The following is a 19,469-nucleotide window of genomic DNA, read 5'->3' as shown; positions in this document are numbered from 1 at the left end:
TTGATATATTTATTGATTTTTATAGTGATTTTATTTATGTATTACTCTTTTAGATATGCTTGGTGGACGAAAGTAGTAGATTTAAAAAATCCTAGAATTCTAATGTATCATATGGTTAGTTCACATAAAAAAAATGCTAGATTTAATGGTTTAAGAGTCCAACCAGAAGAGTTTGAAAAACAGATAAAATATTTAAAAGATAATGGTTGGACTTTTTTTACTATGTCTGAATTAATAGAAAAAAAAGATGAACTACCTTTTAAATCAATTTCAATTACTTTTGATGATGGTTATGAAGATAACTTTACAAATGCATATCCAATTTTAAAAAAATACGATGCAAAAGCAACTATATATGTAGTTGTTGATAGACATGATAGAGAATGGTCTTCAAAAAGAAAGAAGAAAAATAATGATGGTGAATTAAAATTTGAACCAAAATTAAAAGATGAACAAATAAAAGAGATGATTAATTCAGGATTAATAGAAATCGGCTCTCATACAATGACACATGATAATTTATTGAATTTAACAAAAGAACAAAAGATTAATGAAATTCAAAATTCAAAAATAGAAATTGAAAATAAATTTAATATAACTTGTAAATCTTTTTGTTATCCTTTTGGATTGTATGATGAAAAAGATGTTGAAATTGCAAAAAATAGTGGATATACAAATGCAACAACGACTACAAAAGGGATAGATAGTTTAAATGAAAATAAAAAATTTGAATTAAAAAGAGTTACAATTAGTGGGAAAGATAATTTTTTATCATTTAAAATAAAAATGAAAAGAGGAATGAGAGGGTTGAATAAATGAAAATATGTCAAATTTTAGCTGGAAACGAAGATGGTGGTTTAGAAAAACACACAATTGAATTATCTAAACAGTTGAAAAATAGAGGAATTGACATAACTGTTATTGCTCATGAAGATTTTAGAAATGATTTTCTAGATGTAAATTTTATTCCTTTAGATTTATCAAAAGGCAGAAATAATCTTATAATCCTTTATAAACTATATAAAATTATCAAAAATAATAAATTTGACATTATTCATACTCAAGCAAATAAAGCAACATACATGATTTCAAAATTAAAGAAATTTTATGGTGGTTTTAAACATGTATCAACATTGCATAATTTTAAGAATAATTTAAAATCTTTTGATAAGTCAGATTTTGTAATAAGTGTATCTGATAAAATTGCTTCGAATTTAAAAAATAAAAATCATAAAACAATTTATAATGGAATTTATTTTGATAAAAATGAAGATTTAAGAGTAGATTTATATGAAAAATACAATATTGAAAAAAATAAATTTATTATTTGTAGTGTAGCTAGATTTACAAAAGTCAAAAGATTTGAGTTATTAATAAAAGCAATAAAAGAGTTATTTGATGTTCATCTTATATTAGTTGGAGATGGAAATGAAAGTAGTTTTTTAAAATCATTAGCAAAAGATTTAGCTATAGAAAATAATATCACTTTTACAGGAAGTTTAGAAAATTTTGAAGTAAAAAGAATCATCTTTAATTCTTCGTTATTTGTAATGTGCTCAGATAATGAAGGTTTTCCTTATACTTTTGTTGAAACAATGTTTTGTAATACACCATTTATTTCTACACCTGTTTCAGATTTAGAAAAATTTTTAGGAAAAAAATATATTTTAAAATTTGATGATTATAAAAATATTTCTCAAAAAATAGAATTTGTGAAAGATAACTTTCAAGAAGTAAGAAATGATTTTGAAAAAATATTTAAGTTATGTGAAAATAAACTAACGGTTGAAAATATGGTAGATGAAACTATTGAAGTTTATAAAGAAGTATTAAGATGAAAGTTTTATTTTTAAAAGATGATAAACCAGGTCATTACAATCAAACTGAGGGGTTACTTTTTTATTTAAGAGAAATTTTCCCAAATTTAGAGGTTGAATATATTGAAGTAGAAATAAAATCTAAATTTTCAAGAAAAATATTGAGATTTTTACTCAATAATTTCTCCTCATTTTTTGAAAGAAAATCAAGATTAAAATATTTATCTTTTTTTTATAAAAATTATAAACTACCAAAAAATAATCCAGATTTAATTATTTCAACAGGTGGAAATGTTTCAAATATAAATGCTTGGTTTTCAAAAGCATATAATTGTAAAAATATTTTAAATGGAGCTTTAAGAGGACTAAAAGAAGAACTTTTTACTTATGTAACTACAGTTATTGATTTAGGATACAAAAACCAAATAATTTTAGATGTTGCTCCAAATACAATTACAAAAGAAAAGTTATTAGAAAAATCAATAGAATTTTCCTCTTTACATAATTTGGATATTAACCAAAAGTATTATTCATTGTTAATAGGTGGAGATGGCGCTGGATATAAATATGAAGATAAATTTTATACTGATTTAATTGATTTCGTAGGAAAAATATCAAAAGAAAAAAATATCAGATGGCTTATCACAACATCAAGAAGAACACCATTATCTGTAGAAAATAGATTAGAAATGGAATTAAAAGATTATTGTTCATATTTTGTTTCATATAATAAAAAAGAAGAAAAAGTTTTACTAGCATTTTTAGGCTTGAGTGAAGCTATTTTTGTAACAGAAGAAAGCTCTTCAATGATTAGTGAAGCAATTTCTTCAGCGAAAGATGTTTTTACAATTGGAAATGAATATTCAAATTCGGATGAGAATTATAAAAATATATTAAATAAATTTGAGTTAAATAACTTTATTAAGAAAATTGATATATTTAATTTTACACTAGGTTTAGATTTTATTAAACCAACGAATATTAACTTAAATTTTAAAAACAAAATAAAGGAATTATTTTGAATAATAATGTGGTAATTGTTGGAACAAGTAGTGTTTTTTATCCAGTTATTGATGAATTAAGAAAAGAGGGTAATATTAATCTTATACATTGGTTTTTTAAAAATCCTAGTTTTGAACAAGAAATAGAACTAGCGTTAAAAGATAATTATATTGGTAAAAAAGATGAAATATATTTCAATGTTTTGGATAAATTACCTTCTATATTAAATACATATGTAAGAATGAGAGAAACAAAAGGGAAGTCTTATTATGAATTAGTAAATATGTTTAATATCTTATACGACTATGCATTTTACATGCTTTCTAAAAATGTTGATTATGTAATTTTCACAAATATCCCTCATAATGGGATAGATTTAATTGTTTATTATATCGCAAAAGAATTAAAGCTTAAAACTGTATTATTTTATAATAATCCTTTATTTGCAGATAGATTCTTTTATGTTTATGATATTGAAGATTTTGGGATTTATAATGATATACCTGATTCTTCTGAGGAAATAGAATTTATTAATTTAGAAAAAGTTTTTAAAAAAGATTCTGTAGTAAAAAAAGGTTTAAAGATTGAAAGAAGAAGACAACAGTGTCTGATAGAGTTTTTTAGTAGTATTTTTAAAATGAGCTTTAATAAAAGGGTACACACTTCTTTTAGTTATATAATTGATAGTTATTTTAAATGTAAAGTATTTAAAAAATATTTAAATAGTGCCGTAAAAAGTGTAGATTTTAATAAAAAATTTGTCTATTTTGCATTACACTTACAACCTGAGCTTCATACTTCAACTTTAGGTGGTATGTATAATGATCAAATATTAGCAATTGAAAGATTATCAGAAATTTTGCCAAAAGATTTTTTTATTTATGTAAAAGAACATCCTCAACAACTGTTTTTTCAAAGGGATAAGTATTTCTTTAAAAGACTTGAAAGACTCAAAAATGTTAAATATATATCAAATGATATAAGTACTTATGAATTAATATCAAAATCTCAGTTTGTTTCAACAATCACTGGTACAGTTGCTTGGGAAGCTGTAACAGGAGGAAAAACATCTTTAATATTTGGTAAAGCATGGTTTCGGAATTTACATGGAGTTTTTGAATATAATGAAAATTTAGATATTAATGAAATTATAGATTTTAATATTGATCATAAAATTGTAGAAAAAGAATATAACAAGTTACTCTTAAAATCAAGGTTAGGAACTACTAATGCAGACTATAAATCTTTTGTAAAAAATTTTTCTTTAAATAAAAATACAAAATTATTGAAATCATTTATTATAGACATTATACAATGAAGAAATATCTTATAGGATTAGTAGTTACAAATCTTGCAGGAAGTGGTGCTGAAAAAGTAGTTTTAAATCTTTTTAATATGTTTGAAAAATTTGGACATAGTATATATATCATCCTACTTGAGGATATTATTAGTTACGATTTATCTAATAATGAAAAGTGTAAAATCATTAGTTTGACTACAAATAGAAAATATCATAAATTATTTTCATTTATTGGAGATAAAAGATTACATTATCTTTTAGAAAAGAAGCTATTTTCTATTGAGAAAGAAGAAAATCAAAAATTTGATTTAATTTTATCAAATTTACCTGCATCAGATAGAGTTTTACAATATTCAATTAGAAACAATGTCTATTTTTGTATTCACACTTCTTATTTTCAAGAGATTGAAGAATTTAAATCAAAAGGAGATTATTTTCGTGCTAAGAAAAAATATAAACTATATAAGAAAATATATAAAAATAAAAAATTAATTATTGTTGCAAATAAGATTAAAGAAGATTTAGATGAATTAAATATCCAGTATAAATCTGTTAAATGTATATATAATCCTTTTGATTTTGATGAAATTAGAAAAGAAGCTGATGAAAAAGTTGAAATTATAAAAGAAGATTACATATTAAGTGCATCAGCATTTAGATCAGTTAAAAGACATGATATTCTTTTTGACTCTTATAAAAAATCTGAAGTAAATCTAAAATTAGTTCTACTGTGTAATGAAAATAAAGAATTATTAAAAATGATTAAGGATAGATCTTTAGAAGATAAAGTTGTAATATTAGGATTTAAAAAAAATCCTTATCCTTATATAAAAAATGCAAAATGTTTAGTTTTATCTTCTGAGAGAGAGGGGTTACCTACTATTTTAATAGAATCTTTAATTTTAGGGACACCTGTTGTTTCAACAAACTGTATTTCTGGTCCAAGTGAAATTTTAACAGGAGAATTATCAAAATATTTAGCAAAAGTAAATGATTCAAATGATTTAGCATTAAAAATGAAACAAATTATAAAAAATAATATTATTATAAAAGATGAGTACATTGCAAAATTTAATGAAAAGAATATTATAGAACAATACTTAACTCTTTGTTAATAAATTTTCTTTTTTTGATATTCAATTTTATATTGAGCTAAAATTATTCCAATAACAAATGAAAATAAGAACATAGTATCATTTAAATAAAATAGCATATCTGTTAAGCTACCTAATAAAAAAATACTAAGAGTTGAGATTTTTAATATATAAATAGATTTATCTTTTATTGGTATATTTACAATTAAATAAAATAAATATAGAAAAAATCCTAATCCTATAATACCAAATTGAGTAATTATTTCAAGAAAATTATTATGAAAATGAACTAAATATTTATTATAACTGTATTTTTTTTCTAATTTATTATTTATAATATATTCATTTTTTTTATTTATATTATTTGCAATTCCTACGCCTAATAAGGGATGATCTTTTAATATTTCTTTTGTAATAACCCAAAATCCAATTCTAGCACCTATAGATGTATTATAATTTGAATTGTTAATTACATTTGTAATATCAGATTCTATTGCATTTATTCTAGTTTTAAAATTTGCTGATAAATTGTAACTTAGATATAGTGTCACAAAGATAGTAAATAAAGTAATGATAAGTATTTTTAAATTTGTTTTATAAATAGATAAAATAACTATAATAATTGTAATAAAAAGAGTAAAATAACCAGTTCTTCCTGAGTTTACTAATAAATTTATTGTTACAGTAGTAAAAAATAAAAAATATATGATTTTTCTTTCTTTCTTTTCCTCATGAATAATTTTGAACATTAAAAAAATTGCAGTTATTGATAAAAAGATACTGTAAAGAGTATGTTGCATAAATACAGTAGGGTCATGAGGTTTTCCAAGACCTATTTGCCAGAAGGCAAAATAATTTCCATAAGATAAAATTTCACTTATAAACATACCTATTAAAAAATAAGAGATAGCAAGTTCAAAATATTCTTTTTTTAAATATTTAAAGATAACAAAAATGGGTAGATAGTACCAATATCTTTTTATATATTTTAATGCTTCTTGAAAAGAAACGTCACTCCAAAAATATGATAGTAATGAGTATCCTATAAATATCCAGAAAAATAAAAATAGGTTTGTTTTAGGTAATTCAAAATCATATTTTGTTTTATCAGTTATCCATAAGATAATCATTAAAATTGCAATAACTCTTTTAATTTCACTAGGAAAACTTAAAGTAAATGCATAAAGAAGGATTAAATAATTTATATAGTCAATGCGAGGAGTATTTTTTAATTTTTCTAATAAAGTAGCCAAATTTCTCTTTTCATATTAAATTATAATTTGAAAAAGGATATTATCTTAATAAAAATAAAAAGGCTCTAAAAAATAATTTATGAATAAAACAACAATTTCATACAAATCATCAAATTTATTAATTGAAGAATTAAAAAAGCAAGAAAATATTGAAGTTTTAAAAGAAGGAAATTTTTTAATTTCATTATTCAATAAAAAAAAATATGCAGATGTATATTTTCATTCAGGTAATTTAGATGAAAAATCAATTGAAAATATTAAAAATTCAAAAATTACCATAACAAATTGTTTTGCTTCAATGAATCAAATTATTGCAAAAACAAAAGTTTCTCATGAAAAAATAAAAGTAATTTATCCTTCAATAAATATTGAATATAAAAAGCCAAAAGATGTAAAAGCTAAGATTTGTGAAGAGTTAAAAATAGATGTAAAAACAAAATTGATTTTATTTACTGCAAAAAATTTTAAAACTTCAGGTATAAAGGAGTTTTTGGATATTTGTTCTTCTATAACTTATCCTGATTTTAAGATAATTATTGCAGGTGAGCAAAAGCAAATTAGTGCTTTACAATTTCAGCTTCCAAAATATCAAAACTTACAAGATAAGATTATTTTATTTGAAAATTATTCAAATATTGATGATTTATTTTTAGCTTCAGATATATTTTTATTGCCAACTTATAATAAATCTTTTTCTTCAAATGTAATAAAAGCAATGTTTTGTAAATGTGTAGTTTTTTTAAGTATTGAAAATGATGCAAAAGAAGTTGTAGATGTTTTTGCTTCAATGGATTCACCGACTGATCCAAGTATTGCATTTAAAATTGATGCTGTTTTATTAGATAAAAATGAGTTAAAAAAGATAAAAAAAGAGAATAAAAAATTAGCTTTAGAGTTTGATTTAAAGGAAAATCTAAAAAAAATAAACTATATCTTAGAAAATGTTTAAATTTAACTTAAGAAAATTAAGATACAATACGCCAATATTTTTCACTATGTAAGGAAGACAAATGTCAAGAAAATGTGCAATTTCTGGAAAAGGACCAATGGTTGGTAACAACGTAAGTCATGCAAAAAACAGAACTAGAAGAAGATTTTTACCAAATATTAGAACAGTTAGAGTTACATTAGAAGATGGAACAACAACTAAATTAAAAATTTCTGCAAAAGAGTTAAGAACTCTTAAAAAACACTCATAAGAAGGCGCTAGAAAAGTGCTTTCATGAGCATCTTTACTAAGATAAAGAAGGCTATTGGCTGGGAAATTAGAACAGTCAAACCTCAATACGATTTAAATCCATTAATTTACTCTCAACTAAAACCTTTTAGATTACCTTTAATTCTTATTCAGCTTATTATGATGATAGGAACATTAGGTTATGTATATATTGAAGATTATTCGATTATGCATGCAATTTTTCAATCAGCATATACTTTTACAACTACTGGTTTTGGTGCATTAAATGAAGCAAATTTCAGTAATCAAGGTATTGTTTTTACTGTCACATTGATGATTGCTGGGTTTTTAATTCTTACATTTTCAGTGGGGATTGTAATTGATGTTATAGCAAATGGTTCTTTACTAGAATTATTAAAGGAAAGAAAAATGCTTTATAAAATAGCAAGATTAAGACGTCATTTTGTAATATGTTATCATAATGAATATACCGCACAATTAGCTAGACAATTTAGGGAAAATCATGTGCCCTTCGTTGTTGTTGATCCAAGTGAAGATATTGAGCAAATAGCAAAAGAGAATAACTATCCTTATTTTGTGAAAGAAGAACCTTATAAAGAGATAGCTTTTTTGAAATCACATTTAAGTTCTGCAAAAGGAGCTATTTCCTTATCTAAAAATATTTCAGATAATATTACATTAATTGCTTCTGTTAGACTTTATGAAAAAGAATTAGGAAGAGCTCCTTTTTTAATTATTTCGAATGCAGAAACTCAAAATGAAAAAATAAGGTTAAAAAAACTTGGAGCAGATAAAGTGGTTGCAACGCCATCTTTGATGGCAAAAAGAGTAAGTGCCATGGCTATAAGACCTGATATGGAAAATGTTCTTGATGAGTTTTTATATAAAAAAGATACTCCAATTGATATGGAAGAAGTATTTGTTAGAGAAAATTCTTGGGTAGTAAATAGAGAATTAAAAGATTTACGTTTAAGAGATAGATTAAAAGTTTCAGTAATTGGTATTACAGAAGGAAATGATAAATTTATCCAAATGCCAAAAGGTACAACTTCAATTATTGCAAATTGCAGATTATTGCTTGTTGGTTCTCAAAAAGGTATAGCAAGAGCTAAAAAAATTATAAATTTAACAAAACAACCAGAGGATATATAAAATGTTTACTATTTTACCAATAAAAGGTTATATCGATCAAATTGATGGATTTTATTGTGATGGGATTCATGCAGGTCTTAAACCAAATGGAAACAACGATTTAGGATTTATTTATACAAAAGAAGCTTGTACTGTTGCAGCAATTTTTACAGAAAATAGATTTCAAGCTGCACCTTTAAAACATTTTTTACAATATGGTGAAAATTTTAAAACGAATTTTGTATTAATTAACTCAAAAAATGCAAATGCATTAACTGGAAGAAAAGGTATTGAATCAATTAATACTTTGTTCTCTCAACTTGATTTTGATTTAATTAATCCTGTTATGAGTAGCACAGGTGTTATAGGAAATCCATTGCCAATTGAAAAATTAGTTGAAGGTGCGAAAAAATTTGACTTAATGGCTAAAAATGGTGAAAACCTTTCACGTGCAATTATGACAACAGATGCGTACCCAAAAACTTGTATGTATGAAGTAAAACTAGAAAATGGAACTTCATTTAAAATAGGTGCTGTTGCAAAAGGTGCTGGAATGATAAATCCAAATCTTGCAACTATGCTTTGTTTTATTTGTACAGATGCTGCTGCTCCTTTTGAAGATATAAAAGAGGCATTAATTGTAAATAGTAAAACTACATTTAATGCAATTTCTGTTGATGGTGATACTTCAACTAATGACACAGTAATGGTTTTAGCAAATGGAAAATCAAATGCTTATGATAAAGAAGCATTTAAAGAAGCATTAAGACTTGTAATGCATGATATGGCGATGTTAATGGTAGCTGATGGTGAAGGTGCTAAGAAAGTTGCAGCATTTGAAGTGATCAATGCTGTTTCAAATGAACAAGCCGAAATTGCAGCAAAAGCATTATCTAATTCACTTCTAGTAAAAACTGCACTTTTTGGAGAAGATCCAAATTTTGGAAGAATTGCTTCAACTATTGGAGCATCAAGAATTGATTGTGACGATGAAAAATTAGTAATTTCTTATAATGATGTTGTTGTATTTAATAAAGGTGAAATCTGTTTTGATGCACAAACTGAAGCAAAAGCAGCAGATGTTCTAAAAAAAGATAAATATAAAATAGTTTGTGATATTGGTTTAGGTGATGGTAAGTTTACAGCATATGGTTGTGATTTAGGTTATAAATATGTTGAGATAAATGCAGATTATAGAAGTTAATATTAAATAATTTTACAAAAAATTAAGTACTTTTTTAGTATAATCGGCGAATTCAAATTTAAACACATAGGATATAAGTATGTTTCACGAATACAGAGATGTAATTACAGAGTTAAAACAAAAAGATGCACATTTTAACAAACTTTTTGAAAGACACAATGAGTTAGATGATTTAGTTTCTAAACTTGAAGAGTCTCATGCTGATCAATTTGAAATTGAATCTAAGAAAAAAGAAAAATTAAAATTAAAAGATGAAATTTTTGCAACTATTGTAAAATATAAAGCTGAAAATTAATTTTTAATTTAAAAAATAAAAAGGGGATGAAAGTTTTGACTTTTATCCCCTTTTTTATTTTCTAAAAAATTATTACAAGAAGTACTAAGCGCAATTTAGATAAAATAAATCAATTTTATATTACAAAGGCCTTTTTTTATGGAAAACCTTTTCGAAAATCAAGATATTATAGATGTAAATATTGAGGATTCAGTTAAAGCCTCATATTTAGATTACTCTATGAGTGTTATTATTGGTCGGGCATTGCCAGATGCAAAAGATGGTTTAAAACCTGTTCATAGAAGAATCTTATATGCTATGCATGATTTAAGTATTACTTCAAAATCAGCTTATAAAAAATCAGCAAGAATTGTTGGAGATGTTATTGGTAAATACCATCCACATGGAGATACTTCTGTTTATGATGCCTTAGTTAGAATGGCACAAAATTTCTCAATGAGAGCACCACTTGTTGATGGACAAGGAAACTTCGGTTCAATCGATGGTGATAGTGCAGCAGCAATGAGATATACAGAAGCAAGAATGACAAGAATAGCTGAAGAAGTATTAAGAGATTTAGACAAAGATACTGTAAATTTTGTTCCAAATTATGACGATACAATGAAAGAACCTTCAGTTCTTCCTACTCGTGTCCCTACTTTACTTTTAAATGGTAGTGAAGGAATTGCAGTTGGTATGGCTACAAAAATTCCTCCACATAATATTAATGAATTATTAAATGCTGTTTTATATACAATTGATAATCCAGATGCAACAGCAGATGAATTAATGCAATTTATTCAAGGTCCAGATTTTCCAACTGGTGGAACAATTTTTGGAAGACGTGGAATTATTGATGCATATAACACAGGACGTGGAAGAGTTAGAATTAGAGCTAAACATCACATTGAAACAAGAGGTAAAAAAGAGATTATAGTTCTTGATGAATTACCTTATCAAGTGAATAAAGCAAGACTAATTGAACTTATTGCAAATCTTGCAAAAGATAAACAAATTGAAGGAATTGCGGAAGTTAGAGATGAATCTGATAGAGAAGGTATTAGAGTTGTAATTGAGCTTAAAAAAGATGCAATGAGTGAGATTGTTTTAAACAATTTATATAAATCAACTCCAATGGAAACTACATTTGGAATTATTCTTTTAGCTGTTTACAATAAAGAACCAAAAGTATTTAATTTACCTCAATTATTAAATATTTTCTTATCACATAGAAAAACTGTAATTATTAGAAGAACAATATTTGATTTAGAAAAAGCAAAAGCTAGAGCACATATTTTAGAAGGTTTAAAAATTGCTGTTGATAACATCGATGAAGTTGTAAGAATTATTAGAGCAAGTTCAAATGATGCAGAAGCAAAAGCTAGCTTGGAGACAAGATTTGGATTAAGCCCAATTCAATCTCAAGCTATTTTAGATATGAGACTTGGAAGATTAACAGGTCTTCAAAGAGATAAATTAGAAGCTGAATATGCTGAACTTATGATATTAATTGCAGAATTAGAATCAATTTTAAAATCTGAAGAAAAATTAAATCAAATTATCAAAGAAGAATTAACAGAAATTCAAGAAAAATTTGCAAATGATAGAAGAACTGAAATTGAAGATTCTTATGATGAAATTGATATAGAAGATTTAATTCCAAATGAACCTATGGTTGTAACAATTACACATAATGGATATGTAAAAAGAGTTCCAATTAAATCTTATGAAAAACAAAAAAGAGGTGGTAAAGGTAAAGTTGCAGTTACTACACACGATGATGATTTTATTGAAAAATTCTTTGTAAGTAATACTCATGATACTTTAATGTTTGTTACAAATATGGGACAATTATATTGGTTAAAAGTTTATAAAATTCCTGAAGGAAGTAGAACTGCAAAAGGTAAAGCAGTCGTTAACTTAATCAATTTAAGACCTGATGAAAAAATTATGGAAATTATTCCAACACCTGATTTTGATGAATCTAAATCTCTAGTATTCTTCACAAGAAATGGGATTATTAAAAGAACTTCTTTAAGTGAATTCTCAAATATCAGAAGTAATGGTGTAAGAGCAATTGTTCTTGATGATGCAGATGAAATAGTAACTGCTAAAATTGCTGATGTTGATACGCAATTTTTAATGATTTTTACAAGTATGGGACAATGTATTAGATTTGAAATTGAAAAAACGAGAGATCAAGGAAGAAGTACAAGAGGGGTTAGAGGTATTAAGTTTAAACATGATGTAGATTTTGTAGTTGATGCTGATGTTGTAAGTAATGAAGAACAAGAGTTACTAACTGTTTCAGAAAAAGGTATAGGAAAAAGAACAACAGTAAGTGAATATAGACTTACAAATAGAGCGGGTTCTGGAGTTATATCTATGAAATTATCACCAAAGACTGGAAATGTTATTGGAGAAGTTTTAGTTGATGATTCACAAGATTTAATGTTATTAACTTCAATTGGAAAAATGATTAGAGTTGATATGCAATCAATTAGAAAAGCAGGTAGAAATACAGCTGGAGTAATTATTGTAAATGTAGATAAAAATGATAAAGTTGTGTCTATTGCTAAATGTCCAAAAGAGGATGAAGAGATAGAACTTGATGAAAATGGAAATGTTATTAGATATAACGAAGATGGAGAAATTTTAGAAACGAATATTGAAATTTCTACAAATGCAAAAAATCAAACTTTATTAGATGTTTTAGATTTAGAAAAAAATGATGATAATTTAGAAAAAGATGAGGAAGAATAAGAAATGAGAAAGTTTAATGTTGCAGTTGTTGGAGCAACTGGTGCAGTTGGTGAAGAGTTATTTAGAGTTTTAGAAGAAAATAATTTCCCAATAAATAAATTAATACCATTGGCAAGTGCAAGAAGTGCTGGTTCAAAAATTGAATATATGAATAAAGAAGTTACAGTTTTAGAATTAACTGAAACTGTATTTGAAGAAAATAATGTTGAAATTGCTTTTTTTAGTGCAGGTGGTTCAGTTTCTGAAAAATTCGCTAAATATGCAGTTGAAGCAGGTGCCGTTGTAATTGATAATACAAGTCATTTTAGAATGGATCCAAAAGTTCCATTAGTAGTTCCAGAAGTTAATCCAGAAGATATTAAATTATGGAAAGAAACGGGAATAATTGCAAATCCAAATTGTTCAACTATTCAAATGGTTCAAAGTTTAAAACCACTAGATGATTTATATGGTATTAAAAGAGTTGATGTTTCAACATATCAAGCTGTTTCAGGTGCTGGAAAAACTGGTATGGAAGAACTTGTAAAACAAATGCAAGACTTTTTTGCATTTAGATTAGATGAAACAGAGATAAAAGCTTTCCCTTATCAAATAGCTTTAAATGTAATTCCTCAAATTGATGTTGCAAAAGAAAATGGATTTACAAAAGAAGAAATGAAAATGGTAAATGAAACTCAAAAAATTATGCATAAAGAGATTCAAGTTGCTGCAACTTGTGTAAGAGTTCCTGTTTTAAGATCTCATAGTGAATCAATTACAGTTACATTTGATGAAAATATTGAAGTTGATTTAGAAAAAGTTAGAGAAGTATTTGATAATTTTGAGAATTTAAAAGTAATAGATGATTTACCAAATAAAAAATATCCAATGCCAATTATTTCAACAGATACAGATTTAACTTATGTTGGAAGAATTAGAAAAGATGTATATGCTTCAAATATTGTTCATTATTTTAACGTAGCTGACCAAGTAAGAGTAGGGGCTGCAACGAATGCAGTTAGAATCGCTCTTAAATGGATTGATATGGAAAATGACATTTAATATGTTAGAAAAAATTTTTGAAACTACAATGTGGCAAGCAAGACTTTTTGTTTTGCTTGCAGTAATATTTGGATTATTAGGTTCAATAATACTTTTTGTTGTTGCTTCAATGGATATTTATGAAGTTATTAAATATGCACTAGATGTTTATTTAAATGGTTTGCATCCAGAAAATTTTCATGAAGAAATAGTAAGTAAGATTATAGGTGCAGTTGATTTATACTTAATTGCTGTAGTTATGTTAATTTTTGCATTTGGTATTTACGAACTATTTATTTCAAAAATTGATGCTGCTGAAGCAAGTGGTAGTAATATTCTAGCAATTCATTCATTAGACCAATTAAAAGATAAAATTGCAAAAGTAATTGTTATGGTATTAATTGTAAGCTTTTTTCAAAAAGTTTTACATACAAAATATGATGGTGCATTAGAGATGCTTTATTTTGCTGTTTCAATTGCACTATTATCATTAGGACTTTATTTTTTAAATAAAGTTGGAAAATATTAAAAGGTTAAAAATGTCAAAAATTTTTGTAGATGCATGTTTTAGAAAAGAGACTCCTTATACTCCTGTTTGGATGATGAGACAAGCTGGACGATATTTACCTGAATATATGGAAGTTAGAGCAAAAGCTGGAAACTTTTTAAATTTATGTCACAATCCAGAATTCGCAGCTGAAGTTACAATCCAACCTTTAGATATAGTTGGTGTTGATGCAGCTATTTTATTTAGTGATATTTTAGTTGTTCCAAATGAAATGGGAATGAAATTAGACTTTTTAAAAGGTGAAGGTCCAGTATTTGATAAACCAATTAAAACTGAAGAAGATTTAGATGCTTTAATTGGTGGTGAAGAAGCTGCAAATAAATTAACTTATGTTTATGAAACTATTAAGATTTTAAAACAAAGATTACCCCAAGATAAAGCTTTAATTGGATTTACGGGTGCTCCTTGGACACTTGCTACTTATATGATTGAAGGTCAAGGAACAAAAACATACAATCTTTGTAAAAAAATGATGTATTCAAATCCTGAATTTTTACATAAAATCCTTAGACGTGTAACAGATGTAGTTAAGTTTTATATGGAAAAACAAATTGAAGCAGGAGTTGATGTAGTTCAAATCTTTGATTCATGGGCAGCTGCAATTGAACCTTCAAAATATGATGAATTTTCATGGAAATATATGGTGGAGATTGCTGAATATTTAAAAGAAAAATATCCTCATATTCCTATTATCATGTTCCCAAAAGGAATAGCTTCATTTATTGAAAGAGGTTTAGTTTATGGTAACTTCGATGTATTTGGAGTAGACTGGGGAACACCAATGGCTCTTGCAAAGGAAAAATTAGGTGAAAAATATGTTTTACAAGGAAATATGGAACCTTGTAGATTATATTCAAAAGAAGCAACAACTATGTGTGTTGAAGCAATTCAAAATATTATGGGTGGAAGTGGACACATCTTTAATTTAGGTCATGGAATTTTACCTGATGTTCCAGTTGAAAATGCAATTCACTTTGTAAAAGAGTGTCAAAGAGTTTCAAAAAAAGCATAAAACAAATTTGTTTTAGAAAATTATTATAAAAGAGAAGCTATTTAGCTTCTCTTTTTTTATTTAAAAGGATTTTTATTTTGTCTTATTCAAATTCAATTATTTTTGGACCAATACCTTCACGAAGATTTGGAATATCATTAGGTATTGATTTATCGCCATCAAAAAAACAGTGTAATTTCGATTGTTTATATTGTGAATTAGAACCAGCTAAAACTATTGAAAAAATGGATACATTTCCAAGTGTTGAAGAAATTACCAGTGCAATAAAAGAGAGTTTTAAAAATCATCCAAAAATAGATGTAATAACTATAACATGTAATGGTGAACCAACTTTATATCCCAGATTAGATGATTTAATTGATGAGATTAATAAAATAAAAGGTGAAACAAAAACTTTGATTTTATCAAATGGAAGTACGATTTATAAAAAAGAGATTTTTAATGCTTTATTAAAAATTGATATCGTTAAATTATCTTTAGATTGTGTAAGTAAAAAATGTTTTAAAAAACTTGATAGACAAAACAAAAGTGTAGAAATTGAAAAAATTGTTCCTTCTATGATTGAATTCTCACAAAAAACAACGAATGATTTTGTTTTAGAAATTTTATTTGTTAAAGATGTAAATGATAAAGATGAAGAAATAGAGTTATTGTTTAATGCCGTAAAACAAATCAATCCTAAAAGAGTTGATATTGGAACTATTGATAGACCACCAGCATATAAAGTAAATCCAGTAAGTTATGAATTTTTAGAAAAAGTTGCAAATAGATTTGAAAATATAAATGTAAATATCGTTTTTAAAAATAGACCAAAATTGATTCAAACTTATAGTGAAGATGAAATACTTTTTATGTTAAAAAGAAGACCACTTACAAAAGAAGATATAGAAAATATGTTTGATGATAAATCAAAAGATATTTTACTAAAACTTTTAGAAGAAAAGAAAATATATATTGTAAATAGTAGTGGAGTCGATTTTTACAAAAATGTATGAAAAAGTCTTGACAATAAAAACTTTTTTTACTATAATTCCACCCCATTAAAGTTAAAGTCATAAATTCCGGCATAGCTCAGCGGTAGAGTAGATGACTGTTAATCATTTGGTCCCTGGTTCGAATCCAGGTGCCGGAGCCATTACTTTGACTTTGATACTTATAATTTATAGATTCCGGCATAGCTCAGCGGTAGAGTAGATGACTGTTAATCATTTGGTCCCTGGTTCGAATCCAGGTGCCGGAGCCATTTATAAATTCAAAACTTACAATAAAATAAAAATCAAATTCCGGCATAGCTCAGCGGTAGAGTAGATGACTGTTAATCATTTGGTCCCTGGTTCGAATCCAGGTGCCGGAGCCATTTTATTTAATTAAATTTTTTTTTAATAGATTTAAGAATTACATTTTCAAATATTTTTTGCTATAGAGTTAATACAGTTTTGTAAAGCTTTCAAAATATCTTTATTTATATTTAGATAGTTTCAACATAAAATTTATAAAGGGCATTTTTTATTAAAATTTCATTTCTACATTTATAATTGTAATAACTAAATCTTTTTTAGAATTAAATTGATAAATAAAATATTTGAATAAGTATTTCCTAATTATTCATCTAGAAAAATTAAATCCTCTTGATTTATTTCAATAAATACTTAAAATTTGTCTTTTATTGGAATATTAAAACATTCTATCAAACTATTATGAATTACATTTGATATCTCTTTTTTAATTTTTTTAGATCTAATAAATGGCATAAAAACTTATAACGGACTAAATAGTTTGTATGATATAACATCTATTTTGATTTGTGTAGAGTGAAAAATCCAAGAAAAAGCGATAAAAAGATAGTAAAAAGAAGTAAAAGTGATAAAAAGAGGATAAATTTAAAAATTTAAGCTACATTTCAGCGTTAAGGTATTGACAAGCTAATAAAAATCTATTATAATTCCCGTCCAATTTGACTGGAACGCTTCAAACGAAAAGTGAGAAGAGAGACGCTTCAATCGAGAGGGAATGATCTTTAAAAATAATTATAAACGTTTGTAAAGTAATCTTTATAAACCGAATATGAGACTCTTATAAAAATCTATGTTTGTTTAGATTAAAAATAAGAATAAATGTTAAATAAAAATATAAAAACAAGAGAATTTGGTAAAACAAATACTTGTCTATAAAATTTGAGTGATAATTTTGTAATTGAAGAGTTATAAAATTTGTCAGTTTCAAAAGCTCTATAATTTATGGAGAGTTTGATCCTGGCTCAGAGTGAACGCTGGCGGCGTGCTTAACACATGCAAGTCGAACGAGAACGGATTATAGCTTGCTATAATTGTCAGCTAAGTGGCGCACGGGTGAGTAATGTATAGATAACCTGCCCTCTAGAAAGGAATAACAGATGGAAACGTCTGCTAATGCCCTATATGCCTTTAATACATAAGTATGCAAGGGAAACGCTTTAGTGCTAGAGGATGGGTCTGTATGGTATCAGCTTGTTGGTGAGGTAATGGCTCACCAAGGCAATGACGCCTAACTGGTTTGAGAGGATGATCAGTCACACTGGAACTGAGACACGGTCCAGACTCCTACGGGAGGCAGCAGTGGGGAATATTGCACAATGGACGAAAGTCTGATGCAGCAACGCCGCGTGGAGGATGACACATTTCGGTGCGTAAACTCCTTTTATATAGGAAGATAATGACGGTACTATATGAATAAGCACCGGCTAACTCCGTGCCAGCAGCCGCGGTAATACGGAGGGTGCAAGCGTTACTCGGAATCACTGGGCGTAAAGAGCGTGTAGGCGGGTATATAAGTCAGAAGTGAAATCCAATAGCTTAACTATTGAACTGCTTTTGAAACTGTATACCTAGAATGTGGGAGAGGTAGATGGAATTTCTGGTGTAGGGGTAAAATCCGTAGAGATCAGAAGGAATACCGATTGCGAAGGCGATCTACTGGAACATTATTGACGCTGAGACGCGAAAGCGTGGGGAGCAAACAGGATTAGATACCCTGGTAGTCCACGCCCTAAACGATGTACACTAGTTGTTGTGAGGCTCGACCTTGCAGTAATGCAGTTAACACATTAAGTGTACCGCCTGGGGAGTACGGTCGCAAGATTAAAACTCAAAGGAATAGACGGGGACCCGCACAAGCGGTGGAGCATGTGGTTTAATTCGACGATACACGAAGAACCTTACCTGGACTTGACATAGTAAGAACTTTCTAGAGATAGATTGGTGTCTGCTTGCAGAAACTTATATACAGGTGCTGCACGGCTGTCGTCAGCTCGTGTCGTGAGATGTTGGGTTAAGTCCCGCAACGAGCGCAACCCTCGTCATTAGTTGCTAACAGTTCGGCTGAGAACTCTAATGAGACTGCCTACGCAAGTAGGAGGAAGGTGAGGACGACGTCAAGTCATCATGGCCCTTACGTCCAGGGCTACACACGTGCTACAATGGGGTATACAAAGAGCAGCAATACAGTGATGTGGAGCAAATCTCAAAAATATCTCCCAGTTCGGATTGTAGTCTGCAACTCGACTACATGAAGTTGGAATCGCTAGTAATCGTAGATCAGCTATGCTACGGTGAATACGTTCCCGGGTCTTGTACTCACCGCCCGTCACACCATGGGAGTTGAACTCATTCGAAGCGGGGATGCTAAAGTAGCTACCTTCCACAGTGGATTCAGCGACTGGGGTGAAGTCGTAACAAGGTAACCGTAGGAGAACCTGCGGTTGGATCACCTCCTTTCAGAGAATTAAGTTAAGATTCGATTCTTAACTTAAAACTAAAAAGAAAGAGTTTTTATATTCGGTTTATAAAGATTATTTA

The 19,469-nt window shown here is 27.3% G+C and carries 16 protein-coding genes, 3 tRNA genes and 1 rRNA gene; 19 read left to right on the top strand and 1 reads right to left on the bottom strand.

Annotation, left to right across the window (positions count from 1 at the left end):
- Genes ABLL_RS11635 through ABLL_RS11615 form a run of 5 tightly spaced genes read left to right on the top strand, consistent with a single transcriptional unit; the run spans position 1 to position 5,234 of the window.
- A complete protein-coding gene (locus tag ABLL_RS11635) occupies positions 1–819 on the top strand; it encodes a polysaccharide deacetylase family protein (protein WP_014475000.1) in 819 nt (272 codons plus the stop codon).
- Complete coding sequence (locus ABLL_RS11630) at positions 816–1,838, top strand: glycosyltransferase (RefSeq protein ID WP_014474999.1); 1,023 nt, start codon at positions 816–818, stop codon at positions 1,836–1,838. Before ABLL_RS11635 ends, ABLL_RS11630 begins: the two co-directional genes overlap by 4 nt.
- Entirely contained in the window at positions 1,835–2,839 is a 1,005-nt protein-coding gene (locus tag ABLL_RS11625) for an ELM1/GtrOC1 family putative glycosyltransferase (protein ID WP_014474998.1), read from the top strand. Before ABLL_RS11630 ends, ABLL_RS11625 begins: the two co-directional genes overlap by 4 nt.
- Complete coding sequence (locus ABLL_RS11620) at positions 2,836–4,137, top strand: hypothetical protein (RefSeq protein ID WP_014474997.1); 1,302 nt, start codon at positions 2,836–2,838, stop codon at positions 4,135–4,137. Before ABLL_RS11625 ends, ABLL_RS11620 begins: the two co-directional genes overlap by 4 nt.
- Positions 4,134–5,234 (top strand): glycosyltransferase, encoded by a 1,101-nt coding sequence (locus ABLL_RS11615; protein WP_014474996.1) that lies wholly within the window; start codon positions 4,134–4,136, stop codon positions 5,232–5,234. Before ABLL_RS11620 ends, ABLL_RS11615 begins: the two co-directional genes overlap by 4 nt.
- Here ABLL_RS11615 and ABLL_RS11610 read toward each other — a convergent pair.
- Positions 5,231–6,466, bottom strand: coding sequence for an O-antigen ligase (locus ABLL_RS11610; protein WP_014474995.1), 1,236 nt, complete (start codon positions 6,464–6,466; stop codon positions 5,231–5,233). The two genes, ABLL_RS11615 and ABLL_RS11610, sit on opposite strands and share 4 nt — an antisense overlap.
- A 79-nt stretch (positions 6,467–6,545) precedes the next feature.
- On the opposite strand from ABLL_RS11610, the gene ABLL_RS11605 reads away from it, so the two are divergent.
- The 14 genes from ABLL_RS11605 (at position 6,546) to ABLL_RS11540 (ending at position 19,388) form a co-directional block, all read left to right on the top strand.
- A complete protein-coding gene (locus tag ABLL_RS11605; RefSeq protein WP_014474994.1) occupies positions 6,546–7,415 on the top strand; it encodes a glycosyltransferase in 870 nt (289 codons plus the stop codon).
- 61 nt (positions 7,416–7,476) lie between these two features.
- Positions 7,477–7,665, top strand: coding sequence for a 50S ribosomal protein L28 (gene rpmB, locus ABLL_RS11600; RefSeq protein WP_014474993.1), 189 nt, complete (start codon positions 7,477–7,479; stop codon positions 7,663–7,665).
- Positions 7,666–7,688: 23 nt separating this feature from the next.
- Positions 7,689–8,816, top strand: a complete 1,128-nt coding sequence (locus ABLL_RS11595; RefSeq protein WP_014474992.1) for a TrkA family potassium uptake protein — start codon at positions 7,689–7,691, stop codon at positions 8,814–8,816.
- A gap of 1 nt (position 8,817) precedes the next feature.
- A complete protein-coding gene (gene argJ, locus ABLL_RS11590) occupies positions 8,818–9,999 on the top strand; it encodes a bifunctional glutamate N-acetyltransferase/amino-acid acetyltransferase ArgJ (protein ID WP_014474991.1) in 1,182 nt (393 codons plus the stop codon).
- Positions 10,000–10,078: 79 nt separating this feature from the next.
- Positions 10,079–10,294 (top strand): YdcH family protein, encoded by a 216-nt coding sequence (locus ABLL_RS11585; protein WP_014474990.1) that lies wholly within the window; start codon positions 10,079–10,081, stop codon positions 10,292–10,294.
- Positions 10,295–10,432: 138 nt separating this feature from the next.
- The gene (gene gyrA, locus ABLL_RS11580) at positions 10,433–13,036 is read left to right on the top strand and encodes a DNA gyrase subunit A (protein ID WP_014474989.1); all 2,604 of its coding nucleotides are present in this window, start codon (positions 10,433–10,435) and stop codon (positions 13,034–13,036) included.
- A 3-nt stretch (positions 13,037–13,039) separates the two neighbouring features.
- Positions 13,040–14,077, top strand: coding sequence for an aspartate-semialdehyde dehydrogenase (locus ABLL_RS11575; protein WP_014474988.1), 1,038 nt, complete (start codon positions 13,040–13,042; stop codon positions 14,075–14,077).
- Position 14,078: 1 nt separating this feature from the next.
- Positions 14,079–14,585, top strand: a complete 507-nt coding sequence (locus tag ABLL_RS11570; RefSeq protein WP_014474987.1) for a YqhA family protein — start codon at positions 14,079–14,081, stop codon at positions 14,583–14,585.
- 10 nt (positions 14,586–14,595) lie between these two features.
- A complete protein-coding gene (gene hemE, locus ABLL_RS11565) occupies positions 14,596–15,636 on the top strand; it encodes a uroporphyrinogen decarboxylase (protein WP_014474986.1) in 1,041 nt (346 codons plus the stop codon).
- Between the two features lie 77 nt (positions 15,637–15,713).
- Positions 15,714–16,631, top strand: coding sequence for a radical SAM protein (locus tag ABLL_RS11560; protein ID WP_014474985.1), 918 nt, complete (start codon positions 15,714–15,716; stop codon positions 16,629–16,631).
- A gap of 65 nt (positions 16,632–16,696) precedes the next feature.
- Positions 16,697–16,771: transfer RNA gene (locus ABLL_RS11555), tRNA-Asn, on the top strand.
- A gap of 33 nt (positions 16,772–16,804) precedes the next feature.
- Positions 16,805–16,879: transfer RNA gene (locus ABLL_RS11550), tRNA-Asn, on the top strand.
- 39 nt (positions 16,880–16,918) lie between these two features.
- A tRNA-Asn gene (locus ABLL_RS11545) sits at positions 16,919–16,993 on the top strand.
- Between the two features lie 877 nt (positions 16,994–17,870).
- Positions 17,871–19,388, top strand: a 16S ribosomal RNA gene (locus ABLL_RS11540).
- Positions 19,389–19,469: the final 81 nt, after the last annotated feature.

The sequence above is a fragment of the Arcobacter sp. L genome (assembly GCF_000284235.1).
Taxonomy (GTDB): domain Bacteria; phylum Campylobacterota; class Campylobacteria; order Campylobacterales; family Arcobacteraceae; genus Aliarcobacter; species Aliarcobacter defluvii.
This window is presented reverse-complemented; position numbering and strand designations above follow the sequence as displayed.